Raw genomic sequence first — 16,531 nt, 5'->3', positions numbered from 1 at the left:
CCCCCTTGACAGTTTTGTTTTGGTCTGGTAGTTTTTTCTTTGCGCTGCCTGCTGGGGCGGCGGGGGATCTTGAAAGCTGGGGTGGAGGAATAGGTAAGCGGAGGTCGTGTTGAGCGGCCTTGTAGGGTCAAGATGCTAAGGGCCCACGGTGGATGCCTTGGCACCCGAGCCGATGAAGGACGTGGCTACCTGCGATAAGCCAGGGGGAGCCGGTAGCGGGCTTAGATCCCTGGATGTCCGAATGGGGGAACCCGGCCCGTGGGAACACGGGTCACCGCCTTTTGGGCGGGGGGAACCTGGGGAACTGAAACATCTCAGTACCCAGAGGAGAGGAAAGCGAAAGCGACTCCCTGAGTAGCGGCGAGCGAAAGGGGAAGAGCCTAAACCGTCCGGCTTGTCTGGGCGGGGTAGTGGGGCCCTCGGATACCGAATCCCTGACTCTAGCCGAAGCCTCTGGGAAGGGGCGCCAGAGAAGGTGAAAGCCCTGTAGGCGAAAGGGGAGGGGATAGGTGAGGGTACCCGAGTACCCTGTGGTTCGTGGAGCCATGGGGGAATCTGGGCGGACCACCGCCTAAGGCTAAGTACTCCGGGTGACCGATAGTGGACCAGTACCGTGAGGGAAAGGTGAAAAGAACCCCGGGAGGGGAGTGAAATAGAGCCTGAAACCGTGGGCTTACAAGCAGTCGCGGCCCCTTTAGGGGTTGCGGCGTGCCTATTGAAGCATGAGCCGGCGACTCACGGTCGTGGGCGAGCTTAAGCCGTGGAGGCGGAGGCGTAGGGAAACCGAGTCCGAAGAGGGCGCGAGCGGGCCGCGTGCGGCCCGCGGAGTCCGCGGCCGTGGACCCGAAACCGGGTGAGCTAGCCCTGGCCAGGGTGAAGCTGGGGTGAAACCCAGTGGAGGCCCGAACCGGTGGGGGATGCAAACCCCTCGGATGAGCTGGGGTTAGGAGTGAAAAGCTAACCGAACCCGGAGATAGCTGGTTCTCCCCGAAATGACTTTAGGGTCAGCCTCAGGTGCTGACTGGGGCCTGTAGAGCACTGATAGGGCTAGGGGGCCCACCAGCCTACCAAACCCTGTCAAACTCCGAAGGGTTCCAGGTGGAGCCTGGGAGTGAGGGCGCGAGCGATAACGTCCGTGTCCGAGCGCGGGAACAACCGAGACCGCCAGCTAAGGTCCCGAAGTCTGGGCTAAGTGGGAAAGGATGTGGCGTTGCTGAGACAGCCAGGAGGTTGGCTTAGAAGCAGCCATCCTTTAAAGAGTGCGTAATAGCTCACTGGTCGAGTGACGCTGCGCCGAAAATGATCGGGGCTTAAGCCCAGCGCCGAAGCTGCGGGTCTGGGGGTTTAACCCTCAGGCGGTAGGGGAGCGTTCCCGATGCCGATGAAGGCTGTCCGCGAGGGCGGCTGGAGGTAAGGGAAGTGCGAATGCCGGCATGAGTAACGATAAACAGGGTGAGAATCCCTGTCGCCGTAAGCCCAAGGGTTCCTACGCCATGGTCGTCAGCGTAGGGTTAGGCGGGGCCTAAGGTGAGGCCGAGAGGCGTAGCCGAAGGGCAGCCGGTTAATATTCCGGCCCTTCCCATGGGTGCGATGGGGGGACGCTCTAGGCTAGGGGGACCGGAGCCATGGACGAGCCCGGCCAGAAGCGCAGGGTGGGGGGTAGGCAAATCCGCTCCCCGTGGGCTCTGCGTGGTGGGGAAGCCCGTGAGGGTGACAACCCCCTGAAGCCAGGGAGCCGAGAAAAGCCTCTAAGCACAACCCATGGGAACCCGTACCGGAAACCGACACAGGTGGGCGGGTGCGAGAGCACTCAGGCGCGCGGGATAACCCTCGCCAAGGAACTTTGCAAGTTAGCCCCGTAACTTCGGGAGAAGGGGTGCTCGCCGTTGGCGAGCCGCAGTGAACAGGCTCTGGCGACTGTTTACCAAAAACACAGCTCTCTGCGAACCCGTAAGGGGAGGTATAGGGAGCGACGCTTGCCCGGTGCCGGAAGGTCAAGGGGAGGGGTGCAAGCCCTGAACCGAAGCCCCGGTGAACGGCGGCCGTAACTATAACGGTCCTAAGGTAGCGAAATTCCTTGTCGGGTAAGTTCCGACCTGCACGAAAAGCGTAACGACCGGAGCGCTGTCTCGGCGAGGGACCCGGTGAAATTGAACTGGCCGTGAAGATGCGGCCTACCCGTGGCAGGACGAAAAGACCCCGTGGAGCTTTACTGCAGCCTGGTGTTGGCTCTTGGTCGCGTCTGCGTAGGATAGGTGGGAGCCTGGGAAGCCGCCCTTTCGGGGACGGTGGAGGCGCCGGTGAAATACCACCCTGATGCGGCTGGGGGCCTAACCCAAGGGATTGGGGACAGCGCTTGGCGGGCAGTTTGACTGGGGCGGTCGCCTCCTAAAGGGTAACGGAGGCGCCCAAAGGTTCCCTCAGGCGGGACGGAAATCCGCCTTAAGAGCGCAAGGGTAGAAGGGAGCCTGACTGTGAGGCCTGCAAGCCGAGCAGGGGCGAAAGCCGGGCCTAGTGAACCGGTGGTCCCGTGTGGAAGGGCCATCGATCAACGGATAAAAGTTACCCCGGGGATAACAGGCTGATCTCCCCCGAGCGTCCACAGCGGCGGGGAGGTTTGGCACCTCGATGTCGGCTCGTCGCATCCTGGGGCTGAAGAAGGTCCCAAGGGTTGGGCTGTTCGCCCATTAAAGCGGCACGCGAGCTGGGTTCAGAACGTCGTGAGACAGTTCGGTCTCTATCCGCCACGGGCGCAGGAGGCTTGAGGGGGGCTCTTCCTAGTACGAGAGGACCGGAAGGGACGCACCTCTGGTTTCCCAGCTGTCCCTCCAGGGGCATAAGCTGGGTAGCCATGTGCGGGAGGGATAACCGCTGAAAGCATCTAAGCGGGAAACCCGCCCCAAGATGAGGCCTCCCACGGTGTGAAGCCGGTAAGGACCCGGGAAGACGACCCGGTGGATGGGCCGGGGGTGTAAGCGCCGTGAGGCGTTGAGCCGACCGGTTCCAATCGTCCGAGGTCTTGACCCTTTTTGCCCTGATGTCCACCCCAGCCTGGATCCCCTGCCGCCCGTAGGTGGCGTGGGATTTTGAAAGGCAAAACAGGAGAATCCCCCGTGCCCATAGCGGCGTGGAACCACCCGTTCCCATTCCGAACACGGAAGTGAAACGCGCCAGCGCCGATGGTACTGGGACCGCAGGGTCCTGGGAGAGTAGGTCGGTGCGGGGGATTTTTGCTACGCGGGAGTAGCTCAGTTGGTAGAGCACGACCTTGCCAAGGTCGGGGTCGCGGGTTCAAGTCCCGTCTCCCGCTCCAACAGAAACCCCAGGCTTATGCCTGGGGGTTTGTTTTTTTATCCCTTGCCCTCTGGCCCGGGGCGTAGTATGGTGGCCCAAAGGGGGAAAGGGCATGAAGCTACTGGACAACTACGGGCGTGTTATCAAAGACCTTCGTATCTCCGTTACCCCCCGGTGCAACCTGCACTGCCTTTACTGCCATCCTTTGGGCCTCGAGATGGCCGAACCTCCGGGGACCCTCACGGTTGAGGAGGTGGACCATTTCCTCGAGGCCGCCTCCCTTCTGGGCCTGTCCGCCGTGCGTTTCACGGGGGGAGAGCCCTTGGTGCGCAAGGAGCTTCCCCAGATGATTGAACGAGCCCGGAGCAAGGAGGGCATTGAGGATGTGGCCATCACCACCAACGGCCTCCTCTTTGCCAAGCGGGGCAAGGAGTTGGTGGCAGCAGGCCTAAACCGGGTGAACATCTCCTTGGATGCCATTACCCCTGAGGTCTTTACCCGCATCACCCGGGGAGGAAAGGTGGAGCGGGTGTTGCAGGCCATAGAGACCGCCCTAGAACTTGGGCTTCACCCGGTGAAGCTGAACGCCGTGGTCATCCGGGGAATGAACGAGGAAGAGGTGGTGCCTTTGGCCCGGCTCTCCCTGGACCGCCCCCTGCACATGCGCTACATAGAGTACATGCACCTGGACAACTCCGACCCCGAGGAGTACCGCCGCCGATTCGTCTCGGGGAAGGAGATCCGGGCACGGATAGAAGAAGTCTTTGGTCCCCTGGAACCCGTCCCCCACGACCCCACCTCCCCAGCCCGGGTCTACCGGATCCCGGGGGCCCAGGGTACCTTGGGCTTCATCAACCCCGTCACCGAGCCCTTTTGCTCCAACTGCTCCCGGCTTCGCCTCACCTCCGACAAAAAGCTGCGGCCCTGCCTCCTTACCGATTTGGAGATGGATATCTCCTGGGCCTTCGCCGCCGAGGAGCCGGTGGAGGCCTTGGTGGACGCCATCTTGATGGCCACCAACCGCAAGCCCGCCTTTGGCAACACCCTCCCCACCCTGAGGAAGCGGGTCATGCTGGGGATCGGCGGATAGCCTGCAAGGTGGCAAGGATTACCAAAAGCGCCCCCATAACTCCTAACAGCCCTAACCGCTCACCCAGGAGGATAAAGGCAAAAAGGGTAGCCCAGACGGGTTCCAGGGTGTAGAGGATGGCCGCCTGGGGGGCGGGCACGTACTTCTGTCCCCAGGTTTGCAGCCAGGTGGTGAGGGCCGTGGCCACCATCCCCAGGTAGAAGACCGCCCCCCAGGGTACCCCTTCCCACCGCACCCCTTCCCAAAGGGCCCAGGGCAGGGCCAGGAAGGCCGTGCCGAAGACCTGCACCGCGGTGAGGGGCAAGGAGGGAAAGGCTTTGGCGTGCACCTCGAGGCGCACGATGTAAAGGGCATAGGTGAGGGCGGTGAGAAGGGTCCAAAGGTCCCCCACGTTCAGAGGAGGCTGCCGGGGATCGTAGGAAAGGAAACCTACCCCCAAAAAGGCTAAAAGGGCGGCCACCCAGACCCCTCCCAGCCTGCGGCCCACCAGTCCCAGGATCAAAGGCACCAGTACCACATTGAGGGCGGTGATGAAGGCGCTTCGGCTCGCCGAGGTATACAGGAGGCCGACCGCCTGGGAAGCATAGCCCAGAAGGAGCCAAAAGGCCAGCTCCATCCCTGGCCCCCATACCCCTTTGGGCAAGCGCCAAGCCCAGGGCAGGAAGAAGAGGCTCGCCAGAAGAAAACGGAGAAAGACCAAAAGGCTTGGGGCCATCTCCCCCACCGCCCCCTTCACCACCACAAAGGTGGTGCCCCAAAGGAGGGTGAGGAGGTTGAGGGCAAAAAGGCCCAGGGCGTAGCCGCGCATGGCCTAAAGTGTATAGCATGGTGCCCTCCCCCCAGGAAGTGAAGGATGCCCTTCAGAAAAGGCTCCTAGGCCACCTGGCCCATTCCGATCCCGGTTACCAGGCTCTTCTTCAGGAGTACCCATCCCGGGGAGGCAAGAGGCTCCGGGGACTCTTGGTGGTCTATGCGGGGCTGGCCCACGGGGCTTCCCTCGAGGCCAGCCTTTGGGCTGGGGCTGCTTTGGAACTTTTCCAGAACTGGGTGCTTATCCACGACGACATAGAGGACGGCTCCGAGGAACGCCGGGGCAGACCTGCCCTGCACCGCCTCTACCCCATGCCCCTGGCCTTGAACGCGGGGGATGCCCTGCACGGGGAGATGTGGGGGCTTCTGGTGAAGGGCCTCGAGGCCGGCATTCTGCCCCCCCTGGTTCTGGCCGAGTTCCACCAGGTGGTGCGCCGCACCGCCTACGGCCAACACCTGGACCTCCTCTGGACCCTTTCCGGCCGCCTGGACCTAACCCCTGAGGACTACTTTCGCATGGTGGCCCACAAGGCCGCCTACTACACCGCGGTGGCCCCGTTACGGCTGGGGGCCCTCCTCTCCGGACACACCCCCCCAACCCTCTACCAGGAAGCGGGGCTTAAGCTGGGGGTGGCCTTCCAGATCATGGACGATGTCCTCAACCTGGAGGGGGACGAGGCCTACGGCAAGGAACTGGCCGGGGACCTCTACGAGGGCAAGCGCACCTTGATCCTGATCCGCTACCTCCAGGAAGCGCCTCCTGAGGAACGCACCCGGGCCGAGGCCCTCTTGCGCCTCCCCCGGGAGGCCAAGCCCGAGGCCGAGGTGCGGTGGCTTTGGGAACGGCTTTTGGCCTCGGGGGCGGTGGCCTGGGCCAAGGAGGAGGCCAAGAGGCTAGCGCACAAGGGCCTGGGCGCCCTTATCCCCCACCTGGAGCAACTTCCCGGACGGGATGCCGCCTCCCACCTGCAAGCCCTCCTCACCGCCTTGGTGGAACGCAGGGCATAATAGGGCCATGCAGGGCGTGCGCTTTAAGGTCATCACCGCCAACGACCCCGACATCCTCCAGGAAAGGCTCAACCGCTTTATTGAAGACCTTCCGGAGGACGTGGTCTTGGTGGAGGTCAAGTTTTCCGTAGCCGATGGACCCTCTCCCCTATTCGCCGCCTTGGTCCACTACAAGGAAGTAGAGGCGTGGAAAGAGTAGGAGCGTTTCTCTTCTTTCTGGCCTTGAAGGGGGAGGCCAGGCGGGAAGAGGTGCGGGCCCGCTTTCCCAGGCTGGTTCCCCTGCTCAGGGCCCTGGGCGAAGGGGTGGAGGCCCACGGGGAGACCTTCCGTCTGGCAAAACCCCTCCGGCTTTCCTGGTTTGCCCCCCTGTTCCAAGCCCATTACTCCCCCCTTCTGCCGGAAGCGGAGCGGGGCTTGGCCTTGGAGAGGCTCCTCGAGGCCGCCCACCTCTCCGCCCAGGAGGGCGAACCCCTGGTGGAAGGGGATGGCCTTCTAAGGGCCGCCCGAGCCTTCCAGGAAGGGAGCCAGGTCCTCCTAAGGGGGGCCTACCGGGAAGCCCTCCACCACTATGGGAGGGGCCTGGGGCTTCTGGAAAGGGAAAACCTTCCCTTCCCCGCCACCGCCTTGGCCCTCCTGGCCCTGGCCCAGGAGGGATTCCGCCCAGGGGGCAAAGGGCGGGAAACCGCCAGGAAGGCCCTGGAAAGGGCCAGGACCGCCTTCGCCCGGGAAATGGCCCAAAAGGCCTTAGCCCAAACCACAAAGGAAGAGGAGAAGGAGGCCTAGAATGGGGGGCATGGGGCTTAAGCGGGTCTACCTGGCCCGGCCCAGGGGTTTCTGCGCCGGGGTGGTGATGGCCATCCAGACGGTGGAGCGCTGGGCCGAGACCCTGAAGGAAGCGGGGGAGCTGGTGGTCTACCACGAAATCGTCCACAACCGCACCGTGGTGGAACGCCTTAAGGCCAAGGGGGTGCACTTCGTGGAAAATCTCGCCGACATAGAACGGCTTCGCCAAGAAAGACCCTTGGCCGGAACCCTGGTCTTCTCCGCCCACGGCCACCCCCCCGCCGTGCGCAAAAAGGCGGCGGAGATGGGTTTCCATATCCTGGACGCCACCTGCCCCTTGGTCACCAAGGTGCACACCGAGGCCAGGCGCTACGCCCGGGAAGGCTACTGGATCCTCCTGGTGGGGGATTCCGCCGACCATCAGGAGGTGAAGGGCACCTATGGGGAGGCCCCGGAGAGGACCATCCTGGTGGCGGTGCACACCCACGTGGGCAAGGACCCCCGCTTGGCTGATCCCCGTACCGTGGAGGTACCTGACCCCGAGCGGGTGGTGGTCCTCACCCAGACCACCCTGGGTGTGGAGGACACCCTTAAGACCATAGAAATCTTAAAAAAGCGCTTCCCCAAACTGGTGGTCCCCGCCAGAAAAGACCTCTGCTACGCCACCCAGAACCGCCAGGAGGCGGTCCGGCGCATCGCCCCCCATGTGGATCTCTTCCTGGTGCTCACCAGCCCCCACTCCTCCAACGGCATGCGCCTTTTGGAGCTGGCCCAAAGCCTCACCGGCAGGGCCTACCGCCTGGAAAGCGCCCGGGATCTCCGGGAGGAATGGCTCCAGGGTGCCGATAGCCTGGGGATCACCTCCGCCGCCAGCACCCCTGAGGACCTGGTGCAGGAGCTGGTGGCGCTCCTTAGGGAGCGAAACCCGGGCCTCGAGGTGATCGAGGAAGGCGAGGAGGAGGGCATCGTCTTCCGCGAACCCAGGCCCCTGTCCCCGGAGGAGGTCTTAAGGGGTGTCTGACCACCGCCTCTCCGTGGCCCCCATGGTGGACCGGACGGACCGGCACTTCCGCTACCTGGTCCGCCAGATAAGCCGCAGGGTGCGGCTCTACACGGAAATGACCGTGGACCAGGCGGTGCTCCGGGGAAAGGCCGAGCGGCTTCTCGCCTTCCACCCAGCGGAGCACCCCATCGCCTTGCAACTTGCGGGCTCGGACCCCCAGAGCCTGGCGAAGGCGGCGCGGATAGGCCAGGCCTGGGGGTACGACGAGGCGAACCTGAACCTGGGTTGCCCCTCGGAGAAGGCCCAAGAGGGAGGGTTTGGCGCCTGCCTCCTCCTGGACCCCCTGCGGGTGGCTGAGATCCTCAGGGCCATGGTGGAGGCGGTGGCCATCCCCGTCACGGTGAAGCTCCGCCTGGGGGTGGAGGGGGAGCGCTATTCCCTCCTGGCCCGTTGGGTGGAACGCTATGCGGAAACGGGGGTAAGGGTGTTCATCGTCCATGCCCGTAGCGCCTTGCTGGGGCTCTCCACCCGGAAGAACCGGGAGGTTCCCCCCTTGCGCCACGACTGGGTCCACCGGCTCAAGGAGGATTTCCCCCGCCTCACCTTCGTCCTGAACGGGGGGGTGCGCACCCTGGAGGAAGCCCTTCCCCATCTGGGCAAGGTGGATGGGGTCATGATGGGGCGGGCGGTCTACGAGGACCCCTTTGTGCTTCAGGAAGCGGACCGGCAGGTGTATGGCCTGGACCACAGGCCAAGCCGCCTGGGCGTGGCGCAAGGCATGCGGGCCTATCTGGCGGAGGAGGTGGAAAAGGGCACCCCCCCTTGGGCGGTGCTGAGGCACCTGCTGAACCTCTTCCGGGGGCAGCCAGGGGGAAGGCTTTGGCGGCGCCTCCTGTCGGAAGGGCGTTCCCTGGAAGCCCTGGACCAAGCCCTAAGGCTTCTTCAGGAGAAAATAGGCCAGGAGGGCGAGGAGGAAAACCCAAACCCAAAGGGGAATGCGGCGGTGAAGCGGGCGGGGCTGGGGCTTTCCCGTCACGGGGTCTAGGGGGCCAGGCGGGCGCATCTTGAGCCGGGTGGCCCGCTTCATGTGGGCCACCATCCTGTCCAGGTCTCCCTTTTTCTTGTAAAGGGCCGCCAGGTTCTCATGAACCAAGGGATCCTCCGGGGCCAGCTTCAAGGCCCGCTGGTAAAGGTCCAAGGCCGCTTCCAGCTCCCCCCTTTCCTGGTAGAGGTTCCCCAGGTTGCTAAGGGCCCGGTGGTGGTGGGGGTCCAGGGAAAGGGCCTTGTGGAAGTGGGCTTCGGCCTCCTGCCGCCTCCCCTCCTTTACCGCCTTAACCCCCAGGACCACCTCCCTTTCCGCGGCGAAAAGGGGGTCTTCCAAGCGCTCAGGGGTCTCCACCAGCAGGCCTAGGCCTGCCAAAAGCCTCTCCTTAAGCCCTTCCGGGAAACCTTCTGCATAGGCCCTGGCTCCGGGATAGTCCTTGTGCCGAAGAAGCCGCACGAAGTGAAGCAGGGCCAGGGCTTCGGGATCCCCCGCCAGGGCCTGGGCCTCGAGGTCCTTCACCATCCCCTTTAGCCTAAGGCCAAACGGTAAACCCGGTGGTAGGCCTCAGCGCTTTTGGCCCAGGAGAAGTCCTTTTCCATGCCCCTTAGACCCAGGGCCTCGGGCCCCAGGCGGAAGAGGCGCAGGACCCCGTAGAGCAGGCCCTCCGGGTGGTAGGTTTCAAAGAGCACCCCCGTGCGGCCATCCTCCACGGTGTCCTTTAGCCCCCCCACCGCCCGGGCCACGGGAGGGGTGCCGTAGCGCTGGGCGATCATCTGCACCAGGCCGCAGGGCTCAAACCGGCTCGGAACCAAAAGGGCATCGGCCCCCGCATAGGCCAGGCGGGCCAGGGCCTCGTCATAGGCCTCCACAAACCGCACAAAGCCCGCATGCTCCTCCTCCGCCCGCCTAAGGGCTTGGGAAAGACCCTCCTCCCCCACCCCTTGGACCAGGAGGCGAAAACCCAGCTCCTTCAGATGGGGAATGGCCCTTAGGATGAGGTCCAACCCCTTCTGCCCATCCAGCCGGCCCACGTAGGCGAGGAGAGGCCCCCGGAGCCCCGTGCGCTCCCCAAGGGCCTCCCGTGCCCGGGCCTTGCCCCTTGGATCCTCCCGGGAGTAGGGAGCGGGAAGGTGGGGGTCGCGGGCGGGGTCAAAGACCTCCAGGTCCAAGCCATTCAGGATGCCAAAGAGCTTTTCCCTGTGCCGCCTCAGCACCCCGTCCAGCCCCATGCCGAACTCCGGGGTCTGGATCTCCTCCGCATAGGAGGGGCTCACCGTGGTCACCGCCCGGGCGAAGACGATGCCCCCCTTCATCAGGTTCACCCGGCCGTAGAACTCCAGGGCCTCCATGTGGAACAGGCTCCAGGGAAGCCCCGTCCAGTGGAAGAAAAGGGCGGGATCCACAAGGCCTTGGTGGGCCAGGTTATGGATGGTGTAGACGACGGGCACCGGGGCGGTCAGGGCAAGGAGCGCGGCCGTCCAGTCATGGGCGTGGACCAGGTCAAACCCCCGGGCCACCTGGCTCGCCGCCAAGGCAAAGCGCAGGTAACGCCCGGCATCGTCGGGGTAGCCGTAGACCCTCTCCCGGTCAAAACCGGGCACGCCCAGGAGGAAAAACCGCACCCCTCCCTCCACCCGCTCTCCCAAAGGGGCCCTTTCCTCCCGGCCCGCAAAGGTATAGGCCACCTCCCCTACCCCCTTGGCCCTAAGGCCCCGGTGCCAGGGAAGGAGGATGCTGGCCTCCACCCCCAAGGGCTTCAAGGCCTTGGGCAAGGCTCCCACCACATCCGCAAGCCCGCCCACCTTTGCCAGGGGGTAGGCCTCAGGGGCCACCATGAGCACGTTCATGGCCGTACTATATGGCTCGAGGTTACCCAATAGGGTGAGAGACCGCGGCAAGCCCGTGAGCAAGCGAGCCCCCGCCTGGCCCTAGGAAAGGCCTCCTTCACCGTCCTGAGAAGGCGGCCACACTCCTCCAGGTAACCGGAGGGCCCCCTCCAGCTCCCCCAGGTAGAGGTACGTCCAGGCCAAGAGGGGGCCCTCCTCCGTCTCCACCAGCACCTGCACCCGCCGGTACTCCACCCCCTCCTCCTCCAGGGCATCCAAAAGGGGGAGGGTTCCTTGGGGCAGGAAGAGCACCTCCCCATAGACCCTTCCCTCCCCAGGAACCATGCCGGGGTAAGGATAGGGACGGCCGGGCCCCTCGGCCAGGTGGTATAGGCTAAACCCCTCCACCTGCCCAGGAAGGACCTTAACCACAAGCCCTTCCACCAAAGGGTGGTTCCGCCCTCCCCGCTTTAGGGTTCCGTAGACAAACACCCGCTCCATCACTCGCCCAGGAAACGGTACCCCATCCCCACCACGGTTTCTATGAACCGGGGAGCCTGGGGGTTGTCCTTGAGCTTTTTACGCAAGAGGCGGATATAGGCGTCCACCACCCGCTCGGAGCCCTCAAAATCTGGCCCCCAAACCCTTTCCAAAAGTTCCTCCCGGGTGTACACCCTTCCCGGGGTCTGGGCCAGAACAAAGAGGAGGTTGGTTTCGGTGGCGGAAAGCTTCAAGGGCTGACCCTCCAGGTAGGCCTTCTTGGCCTCCAGGTCCAGCTCCAAGGGGCCAAAATGCCGCCTACCTTCCTTGCCGCTTCGGCGGAGAAGGGCCTTGATACGGGCCAAAAGTTCCTTAAGGGAGAAGGGCTTGCCCAGGTAGTCGTCCGCCCCCTCCAGAAGCCCCTCCACCCGGCTATCCTCGTCGGCCTTACCGGTTAGGAGCAAAACCGGGAGCAAAGGGTCCAGGTCCCGCAAGGCCTTGAGGACCTCGAGGCCCTCCATATCGGGAAGCCCCCGGTCCAGGACCACCAGGTCCGGCTTGGCCCCATTCCAGACCTGATGCAAGGCCTCCCGGCCCGTGCGGGCCCAGTCCACCCCAAGCCCCTCCTTCTCCAAAAACCGCTTCACCAGCTCCCCCACTTGGGGATCGTCCTCCACCAAGAGAATCCTCGCCATAATGCCTTCCTAAATACCCCGTTAATCCTAACGCCCCAGAATCACCACCGCTCCAGGATACTCCCCTTCCGGAAGCCGCAAGAGCCGGGCCACGCTCTCATCATAAAAGGTTTCCGCCGGGTAGGCGGCCAAACCCTGGCCCACCGCCGCCAAGAGGACCAGGCCCGCAGCATAGCCCGCCTCCAAAAGAGCATACCGGTACCCCCTTAGCCCAAACAAAGCCTCGCTCCGCTCCGGCACCAAGGTGAAGACTAAAAGGGCCGCCGCCTTCCCCAAATCCAGCTCCAAAAGCGCCTCCGACCAGGAGACCTCCTCCACCTTGGCGGCAATCTGGAAGAGCTGGTGTTCCTTGGGGAAGTAATGGTACACCCCAGGGAACACCCCCTCCACCCGGCGCACCACCAAATACACCTCCAAGGGGTAAGCCTCCCCCGCGGAGGGAAAACCCCGCCTTCCCGAGCGCTCCGCCAGGGGGTAAAGCACCTGGGAGAGGTCCTTTAGGGTCAGGGCCGAGCCCACCTCGGGCAGGAAAGGCTTAAGCTGGGACAAGACCCGGAACAAGGGAGGGCCGCCTTCCTCCCGGAAGGGGGGCAGGGCCTGGGTCTCTAGGGGATTGGCGTAGACCTTGGCCTTGGGCTTTCGCTTTAGGGGAAGCTCCTCCCCCTGGGTGAGACGGGTAAGGCGGTAGAAAAGCTTACCCGGATGCTTCTCCATGGCTAGAAGCGGTACCCCTTGGGTACCACCACCACCCCTTCGGGGGTCACGGTGAAGCCCCGGCCACGGTCGGCCTCGAGTTCATAGCCGATCTCGGTATGGGGAGGGATCTTCACGTCCTTGTCAATGATGGCGTTGCGGATCTTGCAGTAGCGGCCCACCTCCACGTCGTCAAAGAGGACGGAGCGCTCCACCAGGCTGTAGGAGTTCACCCGCACCCGGCGGAAGAGGACCGACTCCCGCACCGTGCCCCCACTCACGATGACGCCCCCGGCCAGAAGGCTGTTCAGCGCCCGGCCCACCCGCTCCCCCGTTTCGTGCACGAACTTGGCAGGGGGGCTGAAGAGGTCGGCGGTCCTTAGGGGCCATTCGGGGTTGAAGAGGTCAAACTCGGGAATGACCTTGACCAGGTCCATGCTGGCCTCAAAGTAGGCGTCCAGGGTGCCCACATCCCGCCAGTACAGGTTGGGACCCTCCTGGCCGGGGATGGGGTTGCGGTGGAAATCATAGGCAAAGACCCTATACCCCTCCTTGAGGGCCCTGGGGATCACATCCTTGCCAAAGTCGTGGCTGGAGGCGGCCTCCTTGGCATCGGCCTCTAAGAGCTCAAAGAGGGCCTCGGTACGGAAGATGTAGTTGCCCATGGAGGCCAGGGCCAGGTGGGGCTTGTTGGGTAGGGGCTTGGGGCTTTTGGGCTTCTCCTGGAACTCGGTGATGCGCCAGTCCTCGTCCACCTGCAACACCCCGAAGCGGCTAGCCTCCCCCACCGGCACGGGATAGGCGGCGATGGTAATGTCGGCGCGTTTTTCGTAGTGGTACTCCACCATGTGGCGGATGTTCATCTTGAAGATGTGGTCCCCCCCGAAGATGGCCACCGCCTCCGGGGCGTGGTTATGCACCAGGTGGAGATTTTGGTATATGGCGTCGGCGGTGCCCCGGTACCACACGGGGCCCAACTCCTCATAGCGGTACATCTGGGCAGGCACCAAAAGGATGAAGTGGTCCTCCAAAAAAGCCCCGAAGCGCCAGTAGCGCTGGATGTGTTCGGTGAGGGACTGGGCCTTGAACTGGGTGAGCACGTAGATGGAGTAGATCCCGGAGTTCACGAAGTTATTAAGAACGAAATCAATAATGCGGTACTTGGCCCCGAAGGGCACCGCCGGCTTGGCCCGCTTGGCGGTAAGGGGATAAAGGCGGCTTCCCTGCCCCCCCGCCAGGATCATCCCCAAAACCTCCACCTTCACCATGGAATCCCTCCTTTGCCCGCCAGTTTACCCCAAAGCCCGGGGGCAAACGTCCGGGTATAGTGAAGCCCGATGCGGGTCTTCCCCTTGCGCTGGTTCACCCCGCCCATACATCCTAAGCCTGCGCCCCTCTTCTTCGGCCAGGAGCGGGCTCTAAAGGCCCTCGAGGCCGCCTTCCGCCAGGGGGGGCACGGCTATTTGGTGGGGCCAAGCGGTCTAGGCAAAAGGAAACGCCTCCTCGCCCTCTTGGAAGAGCGCACCTTTCCCAAGGAAGAACTGGTCTACCTGCCCTTGGGGGAGGAGGCCTTTCCCCTTCTCCTCCCGGAGGGCCAGGGCCGGGCTCTGGTGGAAGGGGTGGAGGCCCTCCTTTCCGAGTTCACTCCCGCCCTCTTCCGGGAAAAGGGCTTCCTCTACGCCAAAAGCCTGGTGGAGGCCCGCTACGAGAAGGAGGCCGAGGCCCTCCTGAAGGCCCTGGCCCAGGAGGCGGAGGGTTATGGGTTTGCCCTTTTGGAAGGCGAAGAAGGCCTGAGGCTTTCGGGCAAGGGTCCCTTGCCCCCGGAGCTTTCCGCCAAGCTGGAGGAAACCGTCTTGGCCTACGTGGACGTGCGGCAACGGGCGGAGGCGGAGGTGGCCGCCTTGAGGCGGGGTTTTGCCGAGCGCTTCCTCCTGCCCAAGGCCCTGGAGTTGAAAGGGCGCTTTCCCCAGGCGGGACGGTACCTGGACTGGATCACGGAAACCCTCCTGCGGGCGGCGGCCCTCGAGGAAACCCCGGCCCTAGAAAGGCTCCTACCCCGCCTTCTGGTGGAGGGGGGAAGCCGGGTGGTCTACGAGCCTAACCCCAGTCCGGAAAGGCTTTTCGGCCACCTGGAGTACGAGATGCAAGAGGGCCACCTCTCCACCCACCTGGGGCTTTTGCGCCCCGGAGCTCTGCACCGGGCCACGGGGGGGGTGTTGGTCCTCGAGGCCCACCGGGTGTGGGAGCTGGGGAGCTATACCCTTTTGAAGCGGGCCCTGGCCACCAAGGAGGTGGAACCCTTAGCCCCCAGGCCCGAGGTCAAGGGCCCCCGCCTCAAGCCCGCCCCCCTCAAGGCCCAGGTGTTTTTGGTGGGCCCCCCTGAGGTGATGGCCTTTTTGGAGGAAGACGAGGAGTTTTTGGAGCTCTTCCCCTTCCGTGTGGAGTTCAGCCCGGAGATCCCCTATACGGAGGAGAACGTGGCCTACCTGGGGGGATTTTTAGAGGCCCAAGGGGTGGCCCTGACCCCCGAGGGTCTCTCCGCCCTGGCCGACGAGGCCCGGCGCTGGGCGGGGCACAAGGAGAGGCTGGATGCCCGGCTTTACCGCCTTTTGGACCTGGCCCAGGAAGCCCAGGCCTTCCGCCGTCCCCTGGACCGCCCAGCGGTGGAGGAAGCCATCCGGACCCGGGAAGAGCGGTTTGGCCTCGAGGAGGAGCTCTACCTCAAGGACCTGGAGGAGGGGGTGGTGGCCCTGGAGGTCCAGGGGATGCGGATCGGAGAGATCAACGGCCTGGTGGTGGTGGAAGGCCCCCTGCCCCAGGGGCGGCCGGTGCGCATCACCGCCCAGGCGGGCCCGGGACGGGAAGGGATCCTCTCCATAGACCGGGAGGTGGGCCTGGGGGGCCAGGTCTTCCACAAGGCGGTCCTCACCCTGGCGGGTTACCTGCGGGGAACCTATGCCAGCCTGGGGGCTCTTTCCGCCACGGTGAGCCTGGTCTTTGAGCAAAGCTATGGGGGCATTGAAGGGGATTCGGCGGGACTCGCGGAGCTTCTTGCAGTCCTCTCCGCCATATCCGGCCTTCCCTTAAGGCAGGACCTGGCGGTCACCGGCAGCCTGGACCAGACAGGAAAGGTTCTGGCCGTGGGCCGGGTGGCGGAGAAGGTGGAGGGGTTCTTCCGGGTATGCCAGACCTTAGGGCTTACAGGAACCCAAGGGGTAGTCCTTCCCAAAGCCAACCTTCCCCACCTCACCCTCCGCAAGGAGGTGGTGGAAGCGGTGGAGAAAGGGCGCTTCCACCTCTATGCGGTGGAAGGGGTGGACGAGGCCATAGAACTTATCTTTGGTCGCAAGGCCTACTGGGTCCACGATAGGGTTCGGGAGGTATTGGGGGCATTCCGAAAGATGGAGAATGGGGAGGAAAACCCTCCCTAGTAAAATGGGGTCTATGGCCAAGAAGCGTGAATCTACTTCCAAGAAACAGCTGGAGGTTCGGTTAAGCGGCCAGGTTTTCGAAATTCCACCCCTCTGGGATGCCCTCCTCATTGGACGCCAGGCACCCATTGGCCCGGAGGCCGCCAAACGCATGGCCGACAGCATGGCCCCAGGACAATTCGAGCTTATTCGGATCTCGGGGGCACCCGTAGAGGCCATTTTGATAAGAAAAACAATACTCCAATCCCTGACTCCAGAGGTTTTGCCGGAACTCCTTTTAGAAGAACTTGCCCCCCTTATCCACGAGGATCTGGTGGTGAGGGTTCAAGTAGAGGTTATATTGCATGCTGCGCGAACCGTCCGGCTAGAATGA

Annotated in this window: 15 protein-coding genes, 1 tRNA gene and 2 rRNA genes; 11 read left to right on the top strand and 7 right to left on the bottom strand. The window is 63.9% G+C overall.

From position 1 onward, the window contains the following. Positions 1-125: 125 nt before the first annotated feature. The 4 genes from L0D18_RS09775 (at position 126) to moaA (ending at position 4,384) form a co-directional block, all read left to right on the top strand. Positions 126-3,027: ribosomal RNA gene (locus L0D18_RS09775) — 23S ribosomal RNA — on the top strand. Between the two features lie 82 nt (positions 3,028-3,109). Next, positions 3,110-3,226, top strand: a 5S ribosomal RNA gene (gene rrf, locus L0D18_RS09770). A gap of 11 nt (positions 3,227-3,237) precedes the next feature. After that, positions 3,238-3,313: transfer RNA gene (locus L0D18_RS09765), tRNA-Gly, on the top strand. 93 nt (positions 3,314-3,406) lie between these two features. After that, entirely contained in the window at positions 3,407-4,384 is a 978-nt protein-coding gene (gene moaA / locus L0D18_RS09760) for a GTP 3',8-cyclase MoaA (protein ID WP_243028712.1), read from the top strand. On the opposite strand, the gene L0D18_RS09755 is transcribed toward moaA, so the two are convergent. Next, entirely contained in the window at positions 4,362-5,192 is an 831-nt protein-coding gene (locus L0D18_RS09755; protein ID WP_243028711.1) for a DMT family transporter, read from the bottom strand. The genes moaA and L0D18_RS09755 overlap by 23 nt on opposite strands. 17 nt (positions 5,193-5,209) lie before the next feature. Here L0D18_RS09755 and L0D18_RS09750 point away from each other — a divergent pair, with 17 nt between their 5' ends. The 5 genes from L0D18_RS09750 to dusA are packed head-to-tail and all read left to right on the top strand — an operon-like array spanning position 5,210 to position 9,033. Then, a complete protein-coding gene (locus tag L0D18_RS09750) occupies positions 5,210-6,202 on the top strand; it encodes a polyprenyl synthetase family protein (protein ID WP_243028710.1) in 993 nt (330 codons plus the stop codon). Between the two features lie 7 nt (positions 6,203-6,209). Further along, positions 6,210-6,401, top strand: a complete 192-nt coding sequence (locus L0D18_RS09745) for a hypothetical protein (protein ID WP_243028709.1) — start codon at positions 6,210-6,212, stop codon at positions 6,399-6,401. Beyond that, positions 6,389-6,985 carry a hypothetical protein gene (locus L0D18_RS09740; RefSeq protein WP_243028708.1) on the top strand — a complete coding sequence of 199 codons (597 nt, stop codon included), beginning with the start codon at positions 6,389-6,391 and terminating at the stop codon, positions 6,983-6,985. Before L0D18_RS09745 ends, L0D18_RS09740 begins: the two co-directional genes overlap by 13 nt. A 1-nt stretch (position 6,986) precedes the next feature. Beyond that, a complete protein-coding gene (gene ispH, locus L0D18_RS09735) occupies positions 6,987-8,006 on the top strand; it encodes a 4-hydroxy-3-methylbut-2-enyl diphosphate reductase (protein WP_243028706.1) in 1,020 nt (339 codons plus the stop codon). After that, complete coding sequence (gene dusA / locus L0D18_RS09730) at positions 7,999-9,033, top strand: tRNA dihydrouridine(20/20a) synthase DusA (protein ID WP_243028704.1); 1,035 nt, start codon at positions 7,999-8,001, stop codon at positions 9,031-9,033. Before ispH ends, dusA begins: the two co-directional genes overlap by 8 nt. On the opposite strand, the gene L0D18_RS09725 is transcribed toward dusA, so the two are convergent. From L0D18_RS09725 to glgC, 6 genes are all read right to left on the bottom strand, one after another. Continuing rightward, positions 8,920-9,555, bottom strand: coding sequence for a tetratricopeptide repeat protein (locus L0D18_RS09725; RefSeq protein WP_243028702.1), 636 nt, complete (start codon positions 9,553-9,555; stop codon positions 8,920-8,922). The genes dusA and L0D18_RS09725 overlap by 114 nt on opposite strands. Before the next feature lie 5 nt (positions 9,556-9,560). After that, positions 9,561-10,880 carry a glycogen synthase gene (locus L0D18_RS09720; RefSeq protein ID WP_243028701.1) on the bottom strand — a complete coding sequence of 440 codons (1,320 nt, stop codon included), beginning with the start codon at positions 10,878-10,880 and terminating at the stop codon, positions 9,561-9,563. A gap of 81 nt (positions 10,881-10,961) precedes the next feature. Continuing rightward, positions 10,962-11,360: a gamma-glutamylcyclotransferase family protein gene (locus L0D18_RS09715; RefSeq protein WP_243028699.1), complete on the bottom strand. Its 399-nt coding sequence runs from the start codon at positions 11,358-11,360 to the stop codon at positions 10,962-10,964. Beyond that, positions 11,360-12,034 carry a response regulator transcription factor gene (locus tag L0D18_RS09710; RefSeq protein ID WP_243028697.1) on the bottom strand — a complete coding sequence of 225 codons (675 nt, stop codon included), beginning with the start codon at positions 12,032-12,034 and terminating at the stop codon, positions 11,360-11,362. Before L0D18_RS09710 ends, L0D18_RS09715 begins: the two co-directional genes overlap by 1 nt. A gap of 27 nt (positions 12,035-12,061) precedes the next feature. Then, positions 12,062-12,748 carry a SagB/ThcOx family dehydrogenase gene (locus L0D18_RS09705; RefSeq protein ID WP_243028696.1) on the bottom strand — a complete coding sequence of 229 codons (687 nt, stop codon included), beginning with the start codon at positions 12,746-12,748 and terminating at the stop codon, positions 12,062-12,064. A gap of 2 nt (positions 12,749-12,750) precedes the next feature. Further along, complete coding sequence (glgC, locus tag L0D18_RS09700; protein ID WP_243028694.1) at positions 12,751-13,995, bottom strand: glucose-1-phosphate adenylyltransferase; 1,245 nt, start codon at positions 13,993-13,995, stop codon at positions 12,751-12,753. Between the two features lie 69 nt (positions 13,996-14,064). On the opposite strand from glgC, the gene L0D18_RS09695 reads away from it, so the two are divergent. Further along, positions 14,065-16,158, top strand: coding sequence for an AAA family ATPase (locus L0D18_RS09695; RefSeq protein ID WP_243028692.1), 2,094 nt, complete (start codon positions 14,065-14,067; stop codon positions 16,156-16,158). Between the two features lie 13 nt (positions 16,159-16,171). Next, complete coding sequence (locus tag L0D18_RS09690) at positions 16,172-16,531, top strand: hypothetical protein (protein WP_243028690.1); 360 nt, start codon at positions 16,172-16,174, stop codon at positions 16,529-16,531.

It is taken from the genome of Thermus albus (assembly GCF_022760855.1).
GTDB lineage: Bacteria > Deinococcota > Deinococci > Deinococcales > Thermaceae > Thermus > Thermus albus.
The sequence above is the reverse complement of the archived record's forward strand: the minus strand, read 5'-3'. Positions and strand labels throughout refer to the sequence as shown.